Below are 16,451 nucleotides of genomic sequence, written 5' to 3' on the forward strand. Positions count from 1 at the left end.
GGATTAGGCGGAAGCCTGGATCGGCATCTCATCCCAGAGACGCCCATCCAGCTCACGGCCGCCGGCCTTTGGCGTCCGACCGCCCCACTGCTTGTGGAAGAACGGGACGCCCGAGAGCTGGCAGCTGTCTCGGATGTCGCGGACCCAGTCGCGGTCCAGCTCGCGTGCGTTCGGCCCCGACTCGCCACCGGTGATGACCCAGCCGATGCCGTCGAGGTTCAGGTTCGGAAGTGGTCCGAGCAACGGCTCACAGGAAAGGAAGCGGACCGACGCGGGAACGCTGCGAAGATCATCGATACGGGATAGCTGCGTGTCGTCTTCGACACTGACTCCCATCCACAGGTTCGGTGGCCAGTCAAGCCGATCCGCGAGCTTACGCAGTCGCGCTGAACGCTTCGTCAGTACCTGGTAGGTGTGTTGCGGTGTATCGGCGATCACCTCGAAGACCCGTTGCACGAACGTCAGCGGCACACGAGCATGAAAGAGATCGCTCATCGAGTTGACGAAGACGACACGCGGGTTCCTCCAGCGGTAGGGCTGCCGCAACGTGCTCTCGTGCAGCGCCACGCCGAAGCCAGGGCCGGACGTGCGAGGGTCACCGTCGATCTGGTACTTGTCGGCCCCCATCGCCTTGAGCCGCTTAGCCAATGCAAGTGCGTAGCAGTTGTCGCAGCCAGCCGAAACCCGGTCACACCCGGTGGTCGGGTTCCACGTTGCTTCCGTCCACTCGATCGACGACCGGTCACCCATTCTGATCCCTACCCTAGTCGGTTGACTCCTACATTACGGGATACTCGTAACGAATACCGCGTATGCTGACAGCATGTCGGAAGATCGCTTGACGAAGCTGCGCGCACTGTCGCAAGCAGCCTTCGGACAGCGGTATCGCCTTGAGCTGATGCTCGCTGTCGCGGAGTCACCCGACGGCATCGTCTGCCTCACTGACCTCGCCCGTTCGCTCGATATCTCGATCAGCAACCTCCAGCAACCGCTCAAATCGCTGGTGACGACCGGCTTGCTGTCCCCGTTGCCGGTGAACGAATCACGACGGAAGTTCTACATCCGGAATCCCAGCTCAGCGTGGTCATGGGCCGCGGAACTAGCCGGAGAAGCATGTTCTTCGGACGAGAAGGCCGGGCAATTGAAAGCCGAGACGCCGCAGTCCGGACCAATCCAGCCAACCTGACGAAGACGGCGTCCAGCCCACATCCGCGCTGACACGCCATCACAGGGACCGGGCGCAGTCATCACGGCGACCGGTTGGAGGCCAGGATGTCGGACTCCCTGTCGTTGGCCATGTCACAGCCGACAAGGTGAGCGAGCGAGGACAGAGCACAGGGCATACATCTCGACCGGTAGGTGAGCCTGATCAACCTCAAGCCGTCGCCCGCAAGAAGTCGAGATAGCGGATATCGCGGCGGGCGATATGCACCTCTCGCCCTAAACTGTCGCCGGTCAAGGTACCCGTGGGTGGAGGGGTGAGGGCGTGCCGTACGCCGTGTGGCTGGAAATGACCGCGCCGGAACCGATCACCGACGCGGCCGCGGCAGCACAACTGCCGGGGCTGATCGTCGACCTGCTGAAAGCCGGCTGGGACGTCCCTGCCGTTTCTTGGCTCGACGACGAAGATGACGAGCCTGCCGCTGCCAACGAAGACACCGAAGATGACACCGACGGCCCCGGCCTGCTCGATATGCGTGTGCTGAGCTATCGCGACGGGGCCATGATCGGCCTCGCCGTCGACACCGACATACTCGAAGTCGCCACAACGATCGGTGCGAGCCTGGGCCGGCACCTCGCCGACGCAGCGCCTGCGCTGCTGGGCTGGACCACCGAATCCCTACGCGCCGTCAAACTGACCGCCCCGGACGCCGATGGCGACTGGTTGCCGTCGCTGCGCGAGGACGGCCCACGGTTCCCGGTCGCGGAACACCTGCGCCACGACCTGCTCGAGATGGCCGCCCAGTTCCTGATCGCCGGAGCCGTACGCGACCTGCACGACCCGACCGGTGAAAGCCGCCACACCCCCGAAGCCGTCGACGCCGCCGACCTCGTCGCCGGTGCCGTTGCACAACACCCGTGGGGCCGCGAAGTCGGGGGTGAGCTCGGCACGCTGCTGATCGCCGCCGGCCGCTACGAGGCTGCTTCCGGCGCCCGGCGGCCGCTGACAGGCCACGGCGGCGGCGACGCTGCCTTGGCACAGCAGTTGCTGGAGGCAGTGCGCGCGGAGATCGACCGGCCGGCCATCGACTACGACGACGACCGGATGCGCGGCCACGTCCTCGTCGAAGACTTCATGGAACGCCACGACCTGCAATGGAACCGCCGCACAGGCGACCTCGACGACGAGGCCGACGAACGACGCAGCCGCGAACAGCTGCGGGCACTGCTGTGGGCGGGACTACGCGTCCTGGCGACCCTGACCCATGACCTCACCGACGATGCCCCTTCGCCGTGGCTCTGGCTCGCTGACCTGGAATGCGACGACCTCAGCCCCGCCGTCGGCGTCTTGGCCGAACTCGACGACGAACGCCTCACCGAAGCCGCGGAAGACGATGACGAGGAACTCGCCGCCGCAGCCGAGGCGCACGTGCTGGTCCGCGCCGCGCTGCTGCATCCCGATCTGCTCGACGACGGGGTCTCCGACGAAGTCGGGTCGCTGTTGTCCAACACCGAGGTCACTTCCGGGCCGTTGCATCACGTCGCCCACGACGTCCTGATCATCTTGGGTGCCGATGCCATCGCAAAGGCAACCGGCAACACGAACCAGAGCAAGGCCGCGGAGCTTCTGGCGCCCCCGCTGCGAGCCATCGAAACCCTCCGCGTGGACGACGACGATCCTGACGGCGACCCCTACAACGATCTCCACGCCGCGCTCGAACGACTCCTGCCCAGGTCGGGCAGCACCAGCCGACGTGTCCGGATGGCCCGGGATCTCCTGGCGCTGATCACGGCCGCGGCCGCCAGTCCCGACACGCCGGCCCGGGTCGCCCGCGAACTGTTCCTCGACCCCGCCACCACAGCCTGCGTCCTGCTCTCCACCGACGACGACAACCGCACCACGCGGCGCCTGCGCAGCTACATCCTCACCACCGCAGCCGCACTTGATCCCGCCATTGCCGGCAGCTTCGCCGCCGACCTGCCCGCCCTGCGCAGCACCGACCCCCGCGACGAACCCGCCCTCCGCAACGAAATCACTACCTGGTGGAACCGCACCCTCCAGGCCCTCCGGCAGCTACCCGAACTCCCCCACCGGGAGCCACAGTGCCCCGACCCGGGAGCATCGCTGCTGAAGTCCGCCACCACGGACGAGAATGCACCATCCGGCACACTCGACGACCTGTCCACCGCGAGCGCCGCCATCGCCGTTGCTCAAGCGATCTCAGCAATCAGCCTCGCACTCGACGACCCCGACTTTCCCGCCCAGATCATCCGGTGATCCGCACCCGCCAACAGCGTGGCGCCGAGATAGTTACGACAGCGTCGCCGGTGACGAGCCCACATCACCGGCCCTCGGCAGGATCGGATCAGTCATCCTGTCGAGTGTGCTGCTTGTCGGCGGTCGCTTCCTCGACGATCTCCGTGATGAGGACCGTGTCGTCGCCCAGATCAAGGTCAGCACCCTCAGTAGTCGCGGTGACATCAACGGTCTCAAGGTTGTGTTTCTCGCGTAGGAACCGCTCGCGGTAAAGGTTCTCGGCGTCCTCGGTGAGGTTGTGCAGCAGCCGCGCGTTGAGTCCGGCGCCGATCGCGATGCCGAGGACCGGCACGGCCTGTCCGAGCTTCTGCTTCGTCAGCCGCATCGCGAATCGCTCGTAGAACGCTTTGACGATCCGGGTGACGCCGTTCTTGTTCAGCTGCTCCCACGTCGCCTTGCGGGCGAGGTCGTTCACGAGCTTGTTCAACTGGACGTACGCGATGCCCTTGCTGGTCTGCTGAGCCATCCCGAAGCTGAGGACACCGAGCGCGAAGACCCGCTCCTGGGGCAACTCGGTGTCGTAGCCGTAGTACGCCGCGGTGTGGGCGATCGCCCTCGTCATCGCACCCAGCACAAGCACGGCGTCGGCCGCCATCGCCGCGGCAACCGTGCCCGCACCGGGTGCCGCGCCGGCGCCCGCACCGAAGACACCACCAGCTGACGCGAGCAATTCGCCGCCGGAAACCGCCAGGCCGGCACCCGCGCCCTCGACCGCGCTGAAAGCCGTATAGCGCAGCCCCAGACGAGGCTTGGCCTTGTCGATGTCGACCAGGTCGAGCTTGTGGATGTCGCTCAGCTCGCTGACAGCATGCCCGCGCTTGACGTAGGCCGCGACGACTGCCTGGCGTCGCAGCGTCGCTTCGCTGGCCTTGTTCACCAACGTCAGCAGGCCGTCGATCGAGTTGTGGACGATCGCGGTCAGCGGTTCCGCACCCGGCACTTGCTCGAGCCGTCCCTTGGCGACTTGGCCACCCTTGACCAGGCGATCACGAACGCCCTGCGGCACCAGCCGGCGCTCGTTGACCGCCAACCGCCCGCTACGCCAGCGTTCGATGTCCTGCCACGCCGCACGCTCATATGGGCTCATCTGCTCGACACCCACGGCCACCCCCTCGATCCGAAGACCGCTCCGCCTGCTGCGGCGAACTCATGGGCATGGTAAGTGGTTCCGTTGCCGACAGCGCCGAGCAGCCAACGACAATTGTCACCGTGAAAGCTGACGCCCAGCCGACCGTGATCAGCGTCCCGTGCGGCAGATCCGGGTGATCTCTGCGCTGAGTGTGATGGCCAATGCGCGTCCGTGCAGGTGCAAAGCGGATTCGATGAGCCGGGTCTGCGCCCCGGCCGACGATCGCCCTCGACGCCACGCCGCGACGCCCAGGATCACCGACGGCCAACCTGATCGGCGACGTCAGCACCGGCGTCCCGAAGACGCTGGTCGAGATCACCAAGCTTGGCCGGCCCCCTGAAGAAGCGCGCCGAGGACGTGTACGACTACTTCGACCAGCCGTCGTTTCTGGCCGCGAGTAGCCGAGCGGGATAATCTTGTTCTGTGGCAGGGTGTTCGTCCCTCGTATGACGAGCTGGCCGCGTTGGTCGCGGCGCAGGCAGTGGAGTTCGCGCGTGCGCGGGCAGGAGATCGCCCGAGTGCGGACGGGCCGAACGTGACCGCGCTACGGTATACCTGTGGAGCTTCCAGCTCATCCCGGTCGCGCGGACCGCGCAGCTGCTGCTGGCAGATCTGATGGGGTTGCCGGTCTCCGCCAACCTCGAGGGGTTCGCTTGGCTACGCGTCCGCGGCTACATCTGGCACGCCCGCAAGAACGGCCTCCACATCATCGCGCACTTCGCGACGCCGTCTCCGGAAACCCCTGGCTACAACAACTGCCGAAATTGCCTGAGCGGTTACCTCATCGTGGGGCCTGCTGAACATGTCGGCTCGTCGGCGGGCCGAGCGCGGTGACGCCGAACCACGACTCGCCGACGAACCTCCCGATGACAGGACCGGCCGAGAAAGTCTCGTTGTAGCAGCCCAGGTGGGCGCCTCGGGCGTCGCTTTGGGCAACTGCGGGCGGCTGCTCGCCGGTCGATCGGCCGGCACGGCTGCGAGACGAACGAGACCCGGCTTCGGCTCCTGTCTCCGGTCGGAGCGATCCGGCCGGAAGGTAGCGGGTGTGCGGTAAGTCACCGTCATCCCGATGTGGCCGACTGTACACCTCTTCGATGATCCACGGGGAATTGCCAACGACCGCACCGGATGGCAGGCTGTGCGCAGGACGCGGTACCACCGCGACCAGGCCCCAGTGCCCTTTCCCGAATCGGACCCAGACCCGTCAGGGCTGGAAACCGTTGCTGGACAAGCCTTTGCGACTTACCCAGAGCGGTGCGTTGATGACTTCCACGCGAATTTCGGACACTCCCGCGATGCCCGGTAGCGATTTCGCCGAGCTGTCGCGGATGATCAAGGAGGCGGGGCTCCTGCGGCGCCGGCGCCGGTACTACGCCGTCCGGATCGGGGTGAACCTCGCCGCGTTCGGCGGCGGCTGGGTCGCCTTCGCCTATCTCGGCGACTCGTGGTGGCAGCTGTTCCTCGCCGCGTTCTTCGCGATGGTGTTCGCGCAACTGGCGTTCATCGGCCACGACGCCGGGCACAAGCAGATCTTCGGCAGCCGCCGGGCGAACGACGCGGCCGGGCTCGTCCACGGTGGACTCACCGGGTTGAGCTACGGCTGGTGGATCGGCACGCACGCGCGTCACCACGCCAATCCCAACAACGAGGACGAGGACCCGGACGTCGACATCGCCGCGCTCGCGTTCAGCAGGGCGCAGAGTGCGCAGAAGCGTGGTTTCCTGCGCTGGGTGGCGAAGTACCAGGCGTTCCTGTTCTTCCCGCTGCTGCTGCTTGAAGGCCTCAACCTGCACGTCTCGAGCGTGAAGGCGGCGTGGCGGGGAGACATCCGCCGGCACAAGCTGGAGTCCGCGCTGCTCATCGGGCACCTGGTGGCCTACCTCGCCGCGGTGTTCATCGTGCTGTCGCCGCTGACCGGGATCATCTTCGTCCTGGTGCACCAGTTCCTGTGGGGGCTGTACATGGGTTGCTCGTTCGCCCCCAACCACAAGGGCATGGAAATGCTCGCCGCCGGGCACAAGCTCGACTTCCTGCGCAAGCAGGTACTGACCTCCCGCAACATCCGCGGCGGCCGGATGACCGACTTCGCGCTCGGCGGCCTGAACTACCAGATCGAGCACCACCTGTTCCCGAGCATGCCCCGGCCGAACCTCAAACACGCCCAGGTGATCGTCCGCGACTTCTGCGCCCGGCACGGCATCCCCTACGCCCAGTGCGGCTGGGCCCGCTCGTACGGGTACGTGCTGCAGCACCTCCACGCGGTGGGTGAACCGCTGCGAGCCACCCCGTGACAGCCGACGTCCCCCGCACCGACCCGCGGTGCCCGAGCTGCCCGCACCCGCTGAGCGAGCACGACGCGATCGCGCGCCGCTACTGCGCGGCGACGCAGGCCGGTCAGGCCGCCGACCGGGGCTGCGTATGCAGCACCGTCCAAGGCCATACCAATGCCGCTGAGAAACAGACGAGGACCCACCGATGAGTACCACCGAACCCGCCACTCGCTACCAGCTGCGCGTAGACCGCGTGAAGCACATCGTCCTGGAGCACACGACGCTCAGCGACGTGAAGGCGCTCGCGCTCGCCGTGCACATGGTGCACGAGCTCGACACCGTCCCAGAACACATCCGCTGAGACTCTGCGGAGCACGTCCGGCAGCCCGAAGGCTTCGAAGTCAGCTGGGACGAACGTGTCACCTCGCCATCTGCACACCGACGACCGTCCTGTGCCCCCGTTCACCCCGAACCCGGCGACGCACTGCGGGAGCCCACCGTCGCGGCGAACTTCGTCGAACTCTTCCTGGCCAAGGAGAACCACGACGGACCGGTCGGGATCAGCTACCTCCGCAAGATCGAACTGCCGATCCCGTTCGCCTGTTACGGCGCGATGCTGGCCGGTGTCGACCAGTGCCGACGGGCGCCAGCAACCCCGCCGGCCTGCCCCTCGTCCTGGACCGCCTCGCCCGCCACGAATCGATCACCCTGCCGGTCCGGGTCCAGGGAGCCACCTCCACCGACGGCGACTTCGCCATCCACTTCGAGCCGTGTGACCGCGCCGTCGACGACCGGCCGGTGCTGCGCCGGCCACACTTCGACGCGATCGTCGCCTCCGTCGACCTCGCCACCGCACTCGCGGCCGAGCCCGCCGCCCGCCCGGACGGATTCGTGGTCGAAGGCCGCACCGCCGGCGGCACAACGCCTCACCCCGGGGACCACGCCTATTCGGACGGCTCGGGACCTTCTCGCTGCTCGCCCCGCAGCCGCAACCAGAGCCTCACCGTGACCGTCGCCGACCACGCCACGATCGACAAGGACACCGAGGGCACCACTGTCACCACGACCTGGTCTCGGTGATGGGTAGCCCACGCCGGAACGGCAGCCCGCCCCCACCACGACATGCCTTCGTGATAGCCAGGCCCGCCGCGCTCCAGCACCCGACCAATGGTCACTGATTGTGATCAGAAGGACGAGTAACTACCTCCACCGGGGGTAGACCGAAGGGATAGAGTGCTGCGCTTGCATCAGCGAGCGCGGCACCGGAAGGAGCCGCACGGTGCTCGTCACTTGGAGTACGTACGGTCAGGAAGGCTGGCAGGTCTTGGAGCTGGCCGGCACGGATCCCTCGGTCCTGACCGCCGCCCGTCGATGGGTCGAGGGCCGACTGACCACGTTGAGTGAAAACGATCGCCTCGGCACGATGATGGTCGTCGAGGAACTGCTGGAGAACGCGTACCAGCACGCTGGAGGAGCCGATCAGCTGCGGATCCACCACACGCACGACTCGTGCGAGGTCACGGTTGCGGTCGCCGACGTCGGTGCCGGCGAGCCACGGATGCGCGTTCCCGACCACAGTGGCGGCCGTGGACTGCTGGTTGTCGATCAGGTGTGTGCCGAGTGGGGGGTGAGCTCCCACGATGACGGCAAGCTCGTCTGGGGACGCGTCGACTGCGATGATCCCGAAAGTTCGTAGCCGGGCTTTGGACATTCCAGCGGGTGTCCTGCCCGCTCAGCCTGGACAAAAAGGCCAGCCAGGCGAGCGCCTGCGGCGGTGCAGCTGTGAAGCGGTAGGACGTGGTTGAGGCCGAGCACGTCGAGCAGCGCCCGCGGTCTCAAGCGAAGTTCCTCGTTGATGAGCGCGGTGAAGCGGCCGGCGACGGCGAGGTCGACTTCGCCGGCGGCCAGACCCACGACGACAGCCGGATCTTCGTCACCCACGCCGCGATCGCGCTCGCCGGCGCGCAAACCGAAGCCCAGCTGCACGTGGCGATCGAGCACCACGACGTCATCGGCATGGCAAAGGGCATCTTGATGAACCGCCACGACATCGACGCCATGCAGGCGTTCCGGATGCTGGTGGCAAGGTGACCTCACCCTGCCGAGATCCGTCCGCCGGTGTTCGGTGGCGCCGGCCTCGAACGGCGGGTGCGACCGCCCACAGCGTGACCAAGCAGCGCCGGTTGGGCCCGCCACTCGGTTCGGCGCGCAGCGCCGATGGACGTGCGGGCACCTACCAGCGAGCAGACTGGGGCGATGGTGTCATCCCCGCTCGAAATCCCCGGCGCGCCGGGGCACACCGCTGCGCCGGTCGTCGCGCTGGTCGCGTCCGCGGGCGGGCTCGGGGCGATCACTTCCGTGCTGAGCACGCTGCCCGCCGATTTCGGATTCGCCGTGGTGGTCGCCCAGCACATGGGCGGACACGGCGGGAAGCTGGCCGACATCCTGCGCCGCCGGCTGCCGCTGACCGTCGAGTGGGCCGCCGACGGCGATCCGCTGCGGCCGGCACCGTGGCCGTGTGCCCGGCGCGGACGGTGATGGAGCTGCTGCCGGGCGGAACGCTGTCGCTGGCCCCGGCCACCGGCCCCGGTTCCGGCGGCGTGCTCGACGCGTTGCTGGCCTCCCTCGCCGGGTCGGTCGGCGAGCGCGCGGTGGCCGTGGTGCTGTCGGGTATGGGCCAGGACGGCTTGGTGGGTGCCCAGGCGATCAGGCAGGCCGGCGGCACCGTGATCGCGCAGAGCGCGCAGTCCGCCGAGCACTCGTCGATGCCCTCGTCCGTGACTGAGGCGGGCGTGGCGAACCTGGTGCTGGACCTGGCCCAGATCGGGCCGGTGCTGTGGGATGTCGCGCAGGGCGGCCTGCTGCCCCGGGGCGCCGGGGACCGCCCCGATACCGGCTTCGTGTTCGCCGGGACCGGCGAAGTCGCCACGCTGGCGCGGAAGGTCGACTGGAGCCAGACGCCGCTGGGGCCGGTCCGGGAGTGGCCGGCGCAGCTGGTGACCCTGGTGCGGACGGTGCTCGACAGCCCGGTGGGGATGTGCCTGCTGTGGGGTCGGCTACCTCACCGACCCGACGCGGCAGCGGGCGGAACTCGTGGCCGCGGTGGGCACCCCGGCCGGTGGGCCGCTGGCGCCGCACACCGCGTTGCTGTCCTGGCGGCGGCCGAAGTGGCCGGTGGCCGAGCTGGTGGCGACCGGCGAACCCGTCCTCGCCACGGACCTGGCGCACGCCTTCCGCGGGGTGACCGTCGGCGCGGACGGCGAAGAACCCGGGTCCGCGATGCTCTTCCCGCTCGGCGAAACCCCCGCCCGCGCCCCCGCGGGGGTGCTGATCCTCGGCGTGAGCCCGCGGCTGCCGCTGGACGAGACCTACCGGCACTTCCTCGGCCTGGTCGCTGCCCAGGCCACCGCCGCGCTCACCGACGCCGTGCACCGGCGGCGCCAGAGCGACCGGATCGACCAGCTCGCCGAGCTCGACCGCGCCAAGACGCAGCTGCTCTCCACCGTCAGCCACGAACTGCGCACCCCGCTCACCCTGCTGCTCGCTCCGCTCGACGACCTCGCCGCGCCCGAGTCGGAGTTGCCCGCCCACCTGCGTGAGCAGGTCGACGTCGCCGCCCGCCGGCTGCTCGGGATGGTCGAAACCCTGCTCGACTTCTCGCAGATCGAGGCGGGCCGCCTGCGGGCCCGGTCCGAGCCCACCGACCTGGCCCAGCTCACCGAAGACATCGCCAGCACCTTCCGCGGCGCGGCCGACCACGCCGGGATCACCCTGGAGGTCGACTGCCCGCCCCTGAGCGCGCCGGTGCCGGTCGACCCGGAGATGTGGGAGAAGATCGTCGCCAACCTGCTGTCGAACGCCGTGAAGTTCACCTTCGCCGGCACGATCACCGTCACCCTGCGCGAGCTGCCCCAGCACATCCAGGTCACCGTGTGCGACACCGGCGTCGGCATCCCGGAAGACGAGTTGCCCAAGGTGTTCACCCGCTTCCACCGCGCCCCCGCCACGCGCTCGCGCACCCACGACGGCGCCGGCATCGGCCTGGCGCTGGTCCACGACCTCGCCCGGCTCCTGCACGGCCGGGTCAAGGTACGCAGCACCGTGGGCGAGGGCAGTGAATTCACCGTGTGGGTGACGCGCAAGCAGCCCCGGGCCACCGTCGGCGCCCAGCCCGGCCGCGTCCACCGCGCCACCGCAGCCGCCCTCGCCGAAGCCGCGGAGAATTGGGACACCCACACCGACGACACCCCGGCCCCAGCGCAGCCTGACCGCGCACGGCTGCTGGTCGTCGACGACAACCGCGACATGCGGGACTACCTCACCCGGCTCCTGTCACCGAACTGGCACGTCCACGCCGTCGGCGACGCGCAGCAGACGCTCGAATCGGCCCGACGGAACCCGCCCGACCTGATCGTCGCCGACGTCATGATGCCGGAAATGGACGGGCTCGAACTGGCCCACCGCCTGCGGGCCGACCCCGCACTGCGGGAGGTGCCGCTGATCATGCTCAGCGCCCGCGCCGGCGACGAAGCCACCGTCGAGGGCCTCACCGCCGGCGCCGACGACTACCTGGTCAAACCGTTCGCACCCAGCGAGCTCGTCGCCCGCATCGCCGCCCAGCTCGAACGCCGCCGCGTCCGGGAAACCGGCGACCGCCGGTTCCGCGCCCTCGTCGCCGCCACCTTCGACGCGGTCTACCGGATGAACCCCGACTGGAGCGAAATGCGCGGGCTCGACGGTCGCGGGTTCATCGCCGACACCACCGCCCCCAGTCACTCCTGGCTCGACAGCTACATCGCCCCGCCCGACCAGCCCGGCCTGCTCGCCGCGATCGACGAAGCAGTCCGCACGAAAAGTGTGTTCGACACCGTCCACCGAGTCCGCCGCGCCGACGGCACCCTCGGCTGGACCCACTCCCGGGCCGTCCCGCTGTGCGACGACCACGGCGAGATCGTCGAGTGGGTCGGCACCGCCACCGAAGTCCCCGGTCCGGTGGCCGAGCCCTGAGAGAGGAACCTGCGCGGCGAAATCGACTGCCAGTCTCGACGCGGGGAAATCCGAATTGATCGCCCGCCACGTGAGTGCCCGTCTGCGGACGCCGGACCCATTGCCCACAGCGCTGCGGTCACCGCATCTTCTCGGGGATCTCTTCGAGCGTCCGCAGCAACCGGATCGCCAATGCGCGGGCTTCTTCGGCGGACAGCGGCGAATTCTCCTTCACCGTGTTCTCCACGAGGTTCACTCGCTGTTCGTAACGGGACACGAAGTCCATGTCTGACCTTCTTCTCTTGATGACACAACCGGATCGAAGGGAAAGCACTTGTCCCGAAGCACCGATGTCACCGGCGGGTGCGGCGGCCGGACGGGTCGTGCGCCCACTTGCCGGGTGCGGCAGGCCGGCGGCGCAGGGAGCGTTCGGCCTCGTCTTCGGCAGCGGGGGCCGGCGTGTACACCGGCTGGCGGAACAAGCTCCCGTACCGGCTGTCCTGCGGTGTGGTGAGCATTCCGGGGCGGGGTTGTTCCGCGATGGGATGGCTGAACAACGAGCTGTCCATGGTGGGAGTACTGATGGGAAATCCTTTCGTGTGCGCCGCCGGAGGGCGGCGCCGGGTATGCGAGCGGCGAGGGCCGGACGACGGACAGGGCACCGATGCGGGGTCACCAGTCGACGTGCCTGGGCTTCAGCGCGGCCGTGATTCGGTGAGAGTGGTTTTGGGGTCCGACGGCATGTCGGTGCTCCCGTCCCCGGCCGCTGGCAGCGTCGGATTGGGGCCGAGGACGGCGCAGGTTCGACCACTTGCGCACGAAATGCTCTCGGACTACACCCAGCGTACACGACGGCCGCGCTGGGTGTGTTAAGACTGGGTTCTAGCAAAGGGGCCCTCGTGGACCAGCTCAGTCTCGGCGTCATCGCGCGTTCCCGCAAAGAGAACGAACGGCGGTTGCCGATCCACCCGCACCACCTCGACCGGATCGACGCCGATCTCCGGGACCGCATCTACCTCGAACACGGCTACGGCGACCCCTTCGGGGTGCCCGACGAACACCTGGCGAACGCTGTCGCGGGGCTGCGCACGCGCGAGCAGCTCATCGCCGAGTGCGACGTCGTCCTGCTGGCCAAACCCCTGCCGGAAGACGTCGCCGAATTGCGGCCCGGCCAGGTGCTGTGGGGCTGGCCGCACTGCGTGCAGGACGCCGAGCTGACCCAGCTGGCCCTCGACCGGCGGCTGACCGTGATCGCCTTTGAGGCGATGAACCACTGGCGGCGCGACGGCTCGTTCGGGCTGCACGTCTTCCACAAGAACAACGAACTGGCCGGCTACTGCTCGGTCCTGCACGCCCTGCAGCTGATCGGTTCGACCGGGGACTACGGCCGCAGGCTTCGCGCGGTGGTGATCGGCTTCGGCGCGACCGCACGCGGCTCGGTGACCGCGCTGAACGCCCACGGCATCCACGACGTCGAAGTCCTCACCGCTCGCGGTCTCAGCGCGGTCGCCTCACCGATCCACTCCGCGACGATGGTCCACTTCGACCACGACGAGAACAACCCCGGCGACCCCCGGCGCAGCCACGCGCACACCGCCCACGGGCGGGTGCCGCTGGCCGGGTTCCTCGCCGAGCACGACATCGTCGTCAACTGCGTGCTCCAGGACACCGACGCGCCGCTGACCTTCCTCATCGAGGACGACCTCGCGGCGTTCCGGCCCGGCAGCCTCATCGTCGACGTCTCCTGCGACGAAGGCATGGGCTTCAGCTGGGCGCGGCCCACCACGTTCGCCCGGCCGGCCTTTCCGGTCGGCGACGGCATCACCTACTACGCCGTCGACCACAGCCCGTCCTACCTGTGGAACTCCGCGACCTGGGAAATCAGCGAAGCCTTGCTCCCCCACTTGCGCACAGTCCTCTCCGGACACTCCACATGGGGCAATCACGAGACCGTCCGGCGCGCTGTCGAGATCCGGGACGGCACGATCCGCAACCCCGCGATCCTGTCCTTCCAGGACCGCTCGCCGGAATATCCGCACCGGCGGCTCACGGCACCGGAACCGTCCACCTGAGACAGGTACCGCCGCCGTCCGGGCGTTCGAGCCGCAACGACCCGCCTGCTTCCGCGGCACGCTGCTCGAGGTTGCGCAGCCCGCTGCGCGCCACGGCTTCCGGCATCCCAACCCCGTTGTCCGAGACCTCGACGACCAGATCCTCGGCCAGGGACACGGTGACCGCCAGCTCCGCCGCACGCGCGTGCCGCAGGACGTTGCTGACCGCTTCGCGCACCACCGCCTCGGCGTGTTCGGCCAAGCCGGCGGGCACCCGGTCGAACGCTCCCGACAGCCGGACCGTGGCGCGGATGGCGGAGTCGGCGCATCCGTCGGTGATCGCGTTCTGCAGGCGCGCCCGCAGGCCACGACCGGCTCCCGGCCGGCCGTGCAGAGCGAAGATCGCGCTGCGGATCTCCTCGATGACGTCCTGGAGCTGGTCGATGTGCTGGGTGAGCCGGGCGGTGACCGCGGCCGAGTCCGCCCGGCGGCGGGTGCCCTCGATCCCCATGCCGACCGCGAACAGCCGCTGGATGACGTGGTCGTGCAGGTCGCGGGCGATCCGGTCCCGGTCCACCGCCACGTCCAGCTCGCGGCGGGCGGCCTGGCTTTCGGCGTCCCGCAGCGCCAGCGCGGCCTGGTCGGCGAAGGCGGACACCAGCTGCAGTTCGTGCTCGTCGAACAGCGCCGCGCCGGGAGCGCGGACCGCCACGAGCACGCCCGCGGTGGACTCGCCGGAGCGCAACCGCACCACCAGCGCCGGCCCGAGGTCCATGCCCAGGCCGTAGGCCAGGATCGGCACGCTGCGCGGGACGTGGTCGCGCAGCACCGCGCCCGAGGTCGATCCGTCGAGCGGGATCCGGCGGCCGGTCAGCGCCTCGGCGTCGGGGCCGGCGCACACCGTGACGGCCAGCGCCCCACCCGGCGACACGGGCAGCGCGATGAGGGCGTCGTCGGCGCCGGTCAGCTCGGCCGCCCGGGTCGCCACCAGGCGCAACACCTCGTGGACCTCGGTGCCACCCAGCAGTTCGGCGGAGATCTCCCCGGTGGCTTCCAGCCACCGCTGCCTGCTCCGGCTCTCCTCGTAGAGCCGTGCGTTGTCCACCGCGATCCCGGCCGCCGCCGCCAGCGCGACGATCGCCCGTTCGTCGTCGACGGTGAACGGCCGCTCGCCGCCGAGGCACAGCCGGCCGAGGACCGCGCCCCGGACCAGGAGCGGGACGTCGAGAACGGCCGGCACCGGGGTGACGTCGTCGGCGCCGGTCGCGGCGAACCCGGTGGTCCGGCCGTCCTCGTCGAGCAGGGCCAGCGTGCCGTACCGGGCGCCGACCAGGCCGGTGGCGGCGAGGACGATCCGGTGCAGCGTGGTCTCGAGCTCCAGACCGGCGGAGAAGGCGAGGACGGCCGCCGGCAGCGCGTCCATCCGGTCCCGGCCCGACGTCGTTTCCGCGGGCATGCCTCCACAGTGACACAGCCGCCCGGCCCGCGGCGGGCTCCGGCGTGAACCGAACGGGTTCGCAACCGGCGACCTTCGCCGCCGGGTGAAGGCCGTTCGGCACTTGGCCGAGCCGCCGCCCCGGGCGAACGGTGGAGAACAGCCAGGAGTCCAGGAGTTCGGGAGCCGTCCATGAAGACCGGTGTCATGCCCGTCGGGCATCTCAACGCGAGCCAGATGCAATCCGTGCTCCTCGCGGCCACGGCGCCGCCACCCCTGCGGAACGCCCGGCCGTGGCGGTTCCAGTGCACGCCGGACGCCGTCGAGCTGTACTCGGATTCGCTCACCACCGGCACCGACAGCCGGCAGCGGGAACGGCTCCTGGACTGCGGAGCCGCCCTGCTGAACCTCCGGCTGGCGATCAAGGCGCAGAGCAGCCACGCCGATACGCGCCTGTTCCCCACCGCGGACCGGCCCGACCTGCTCGCCGTCGTGCGGCCGAACGGCTACGAGACGATCGCCCCGGAAGACCGGGAACTCGTGGCGGCCATCGCCGACCGGCAGAGCAACCGCCGCCCGTTCACCGCCGCCGTCATCCCCGACGCCGTGCAGCGGCAGCTCCGGCGGGCAGCCGAAGTGGAACGCGCCTGGCTGGCCACCATCACCGACGACCAGGTGCCCCAGCTGCGCGACATCATGCACCGCACCGAAGCCCCACCGGCGACACCCGGCCCCGGCTGCGGAACCGACCTCGACGTCGAACCCGGCCGGCTGGTCGTGGTCATCGGCTCGCTCCGCGACACCGCCCTGGCCCGGCTCCAGGCCGGCCAGGCCCTGCAGCGGGTCCTGCTCACCGCCACCGCCGCCGGACTCTCGGCGACGCTCTCCACACAGGCGATGGCGATTCCGGCGACCCGGCGCGAACTGCGCCACCTGCTCGGCGGCGGGCTCTGGCCCCAGATCATGCTGCGCCTCGGCCACGGCACCGCCGTGCCGTCCCTCGAGCGGACACAGCTCGAAGACGTCGTGATCAGCGACGCGCACCCGTTCGGCCGCTAACCGCCCGGACGCCGTTGCGCGCCGTGGATCCCGGTGACCAGGA

At 69.4% G+C, this 16,451-nt stretch carries 16 protein-coding genes and 2 pseudogenes; 13 read left to right on the plus strand and 5 right to left on the minus strand.

What is annotated here, in order from left to right:
• Positions 1-3: 3 nt before the first annotated feature.
• On the minus strand, positions 4-750 hold the full coding sequence (locus tag I4Q55_RS42315) for a DUF5131 family protein (protein ID WP_206796216.1): 747 nt from the start codon (positions 748-750) through the stop codon (positions 4-6).
• A 73-nt stretch (positions 751-823) separates the two neighbouring features.
• Between I4Q55_RS42315 and I4Q55_RS42320 the strand changes: the two genes are divergently transcribed.
• Positions 824-1,186 (plus strand): hypothetical protein, encoded by a 363-nt coding sequence (locus I4Q55_RS42320; RefSeq protein WP_206796217.1) that lies wholly within the window; start codon positions 824-826, stop codon positions 1,184-1,186.
• Positions 1,187-1,486: 300 nt separating this feature from the next.
• Positions 1,487-3,439: a hypothetical protein gene (locus I4Q55_RS42325; protein ID WP_206796218.1), complete on the plus strand. Its 1,953-nt coding sequence runs from the start codon at positions 1,487-1,489 to the stop codon at positions 3,437-3,439.
• An 88-nt stretch (positions 3,440-3,527) separates the two neighbouring features.
• Here I4Q55_RS42325 and I4Q55_RS50430 read toward each other — a convergent pair whose 3' ends face one another.
• Entirely contained in the window at positions 3,528-4,580 is a 1,053-nt protein-coding gene (locus I4Q55_RS50430) for an EcsC family protein (protein WP_206796219.1), read from the minus strand.
• A gap of 1,322 nt (positions 4,581-5,902) precedes the next feature.
• On the opposite strand from I4Q55_RS50430, the gene I4Q55_RS42335 reads away from it, so the two are divergent.
• The 9 genes and pseudogenes from I4Q55_RS42335 to I4Q55_RS51150 all read left to right on the plus strand — a co-directional run bounded on the left by I4Q55_RS42335 (position 5,903) and on the right by I4Q55_RS51150 (position 11,884).
• Positions 5,903-6,898, plus strand: a complete 996-nt coding sequence (locus I4Q55_RS42335) for an acyl-CoA desaturase (protein ID WP_242547725.1) — start codon at positions 5,903-5,905, stop codon at positions 6,896-6,898.
• Positions 6,895-7,086: an RGCVC family protein gene (locus I4Q55_RS42340; protein ID WP_206796223.1), complete on the plus strand. Its 192-nt coding sequence runs from the start codon at positions 6,895-6,897 to the stop codon at positions 7,084-7,086. Before I4Q55_RS42335 ends, I4Q55_RS42340 begins: the two co-directional genes overlap by 4 nt.
• A complete protein-coding gene (locus I4Q55_RS42345) occupies positions 7,083-7,238 on the plus strand; it encodes a DUF6307 family protein (RefSeq protein WP_206796225.1) in 156 nt (51 codons plus the stop codon). The genes I4Q55_RS42340 and I4Q55_RS42345 overlap by 4 nt, the downstream gene beginning before the upstream one ends.
• 272 nt (positions 7,239-7,510) lie before the next feature.
• A complete protein-coding gene (locus tag I4Q55_RS42350; protein ID WP_206796226.1) occupies positions 7,511-7,957 on the plus strand; it encodes a hypothetical protein in 447 nt (148 codons plus the stop codon).
• A 199-nt stretch (positions 7,958-8,156) separates the two neighbouring features.
• Complete coding sequence (locus tag I4Q55_RS42355; RefSeq protein ID WP_206796227.1) at positions 8,157-8,573, plus strand: ATP-binding protein; 417 nt, start codon at positions 8,157-8,159, stop codon at positions 8,571-8,573.
• Positions 8,574-8,674: 101 nt separating this feature from the next.
• Positions 8,675-8,968, plus strand: coding sequence for an ANTAR domain-containing protein (locus tag I4Q55_RS50830; protein ID WP_307793458.1), 294 nt, complete (start codon positions 8,675-8,677; stop codon positions 8,966-8,968).
• 165 nt (positions 8,969-9,133) lie between these two features.
• Positions 9,134-9,648, plus strand: a pseudogene (locus I4Q55_RS51140) (chemotaxis protein CheB); the annotation flags it as partial.
• Between the two features lie 274 nt (positions 9,649-9,922).
• Positions 9,923-10,540, plus strand: a pseudogene (locus I4Q55_RS51145) (histidine kinase dimerization/phospho-acceptor domain-containing protein); the annotation flags it as partial.
• Positions 10,541-10,699: 159 nt separating this feature from the next.
• Positions 10,700-11,884 (plus strand): response regulator, encoded by a 1,185-nt coding sequence (locus I4Q55_RS51150; RefSeq protein ID WP_374194538.1) that lies wholly within the window; start codon positions 10,700-10,702, stop codon positions 11,882-11,884.
• A gap of 118 nt (positions 11,885-12,002) precedes the next feature.
• Here the strand turns inward: I4Q55_RS51150 and I4Q55_RS42380 are convergent, their stop codons facing one another.
• The gene (locus tag I4Q55_RS42380) at positions 12,003-12,149 is read right to left on the minus strand and encodes a DUF6307 family protein (protein WP_206796230.1); all 147 of its coding nucleotides are present in this window, start codon (positions 12,147-12,149) and stop codon (positions 12,003-12,005) included.
• Positions 12,150-12,216: 67 nt separating this feature from the next.
• On the minus strand, positions 12,217-12,432 hold the full coding sequence (locus tag I4Q55_RS42385) for a hypothetical protein (protein ID WP_206796231.1): 216 nt from the start codon (positions 12,430-12,432) through the stop codon (positions 12,217-12,219).
• Between the two features lie 330 nt (positions 12,433-12,762).
• Between I4Q55_RS42385 and I4Q55_RS42390 the strand changes: the two genes are divergently transcribed.
• Positions 12,763-13,935, plus strand: a complete 1,173-nt coding sequence (locus tag I4Q55_RS42390) for a N(5)-(carboxyethyl)ornithine synthase (protein WP_206796232.1) — start codon at positions 12,763-12,765, stop codon at positions 13,933-13,935.
• Here I4Q55_RS42390 and I4Q55_RS42395 read toward each other — a convergent pair.
• The gene (locus tag I4Q55_RS42395; RefSeq protein ID WP_206796238.1) at positions 13,910-15,370 is read right to left on the minus strand and encodes a GAF domain-containing sensor histidine kinase; all 1,461 of its coding nucleotides are present in this window, start codon (positions 15,368-15,370) and stop codon (positions 13,910-13,912) included. The two genes, I4Q55_RS42390 and I4Q55_RS42395, sit on opposite strands and share 26 nt — an antisense overlap.
• Positions 15,371-15,541: 171 nt before the next feature.
• Between I4Q55_RS42395 and I4Q55_RS42400 the strand changes: the two genes are divergently transcribed.
• Positions 15,542-16,408 carry a hypothetical protein gene (locus tag I4Q55_RS42400; protein WP_242547726.1) on the plus strand — a complete coding sequence of 289 codons (867 nt, stop codon included), beginning with the start codon at positions 15,542-15,544 and terminating at the stop codon, positions 16,406-16,408.
• Positions 16,409-16,451 lie beyond the last annotated feature (43 nt).

The organism is Amycolatopsis sp. MtRt-6 (genome assembly GCF_017308975.1).
Lineage (GTDB): Bacteria > Actinomycetota > Actinomycetes > Mycobacteriales > Pseudonocardiaceae > Amycolatopsis.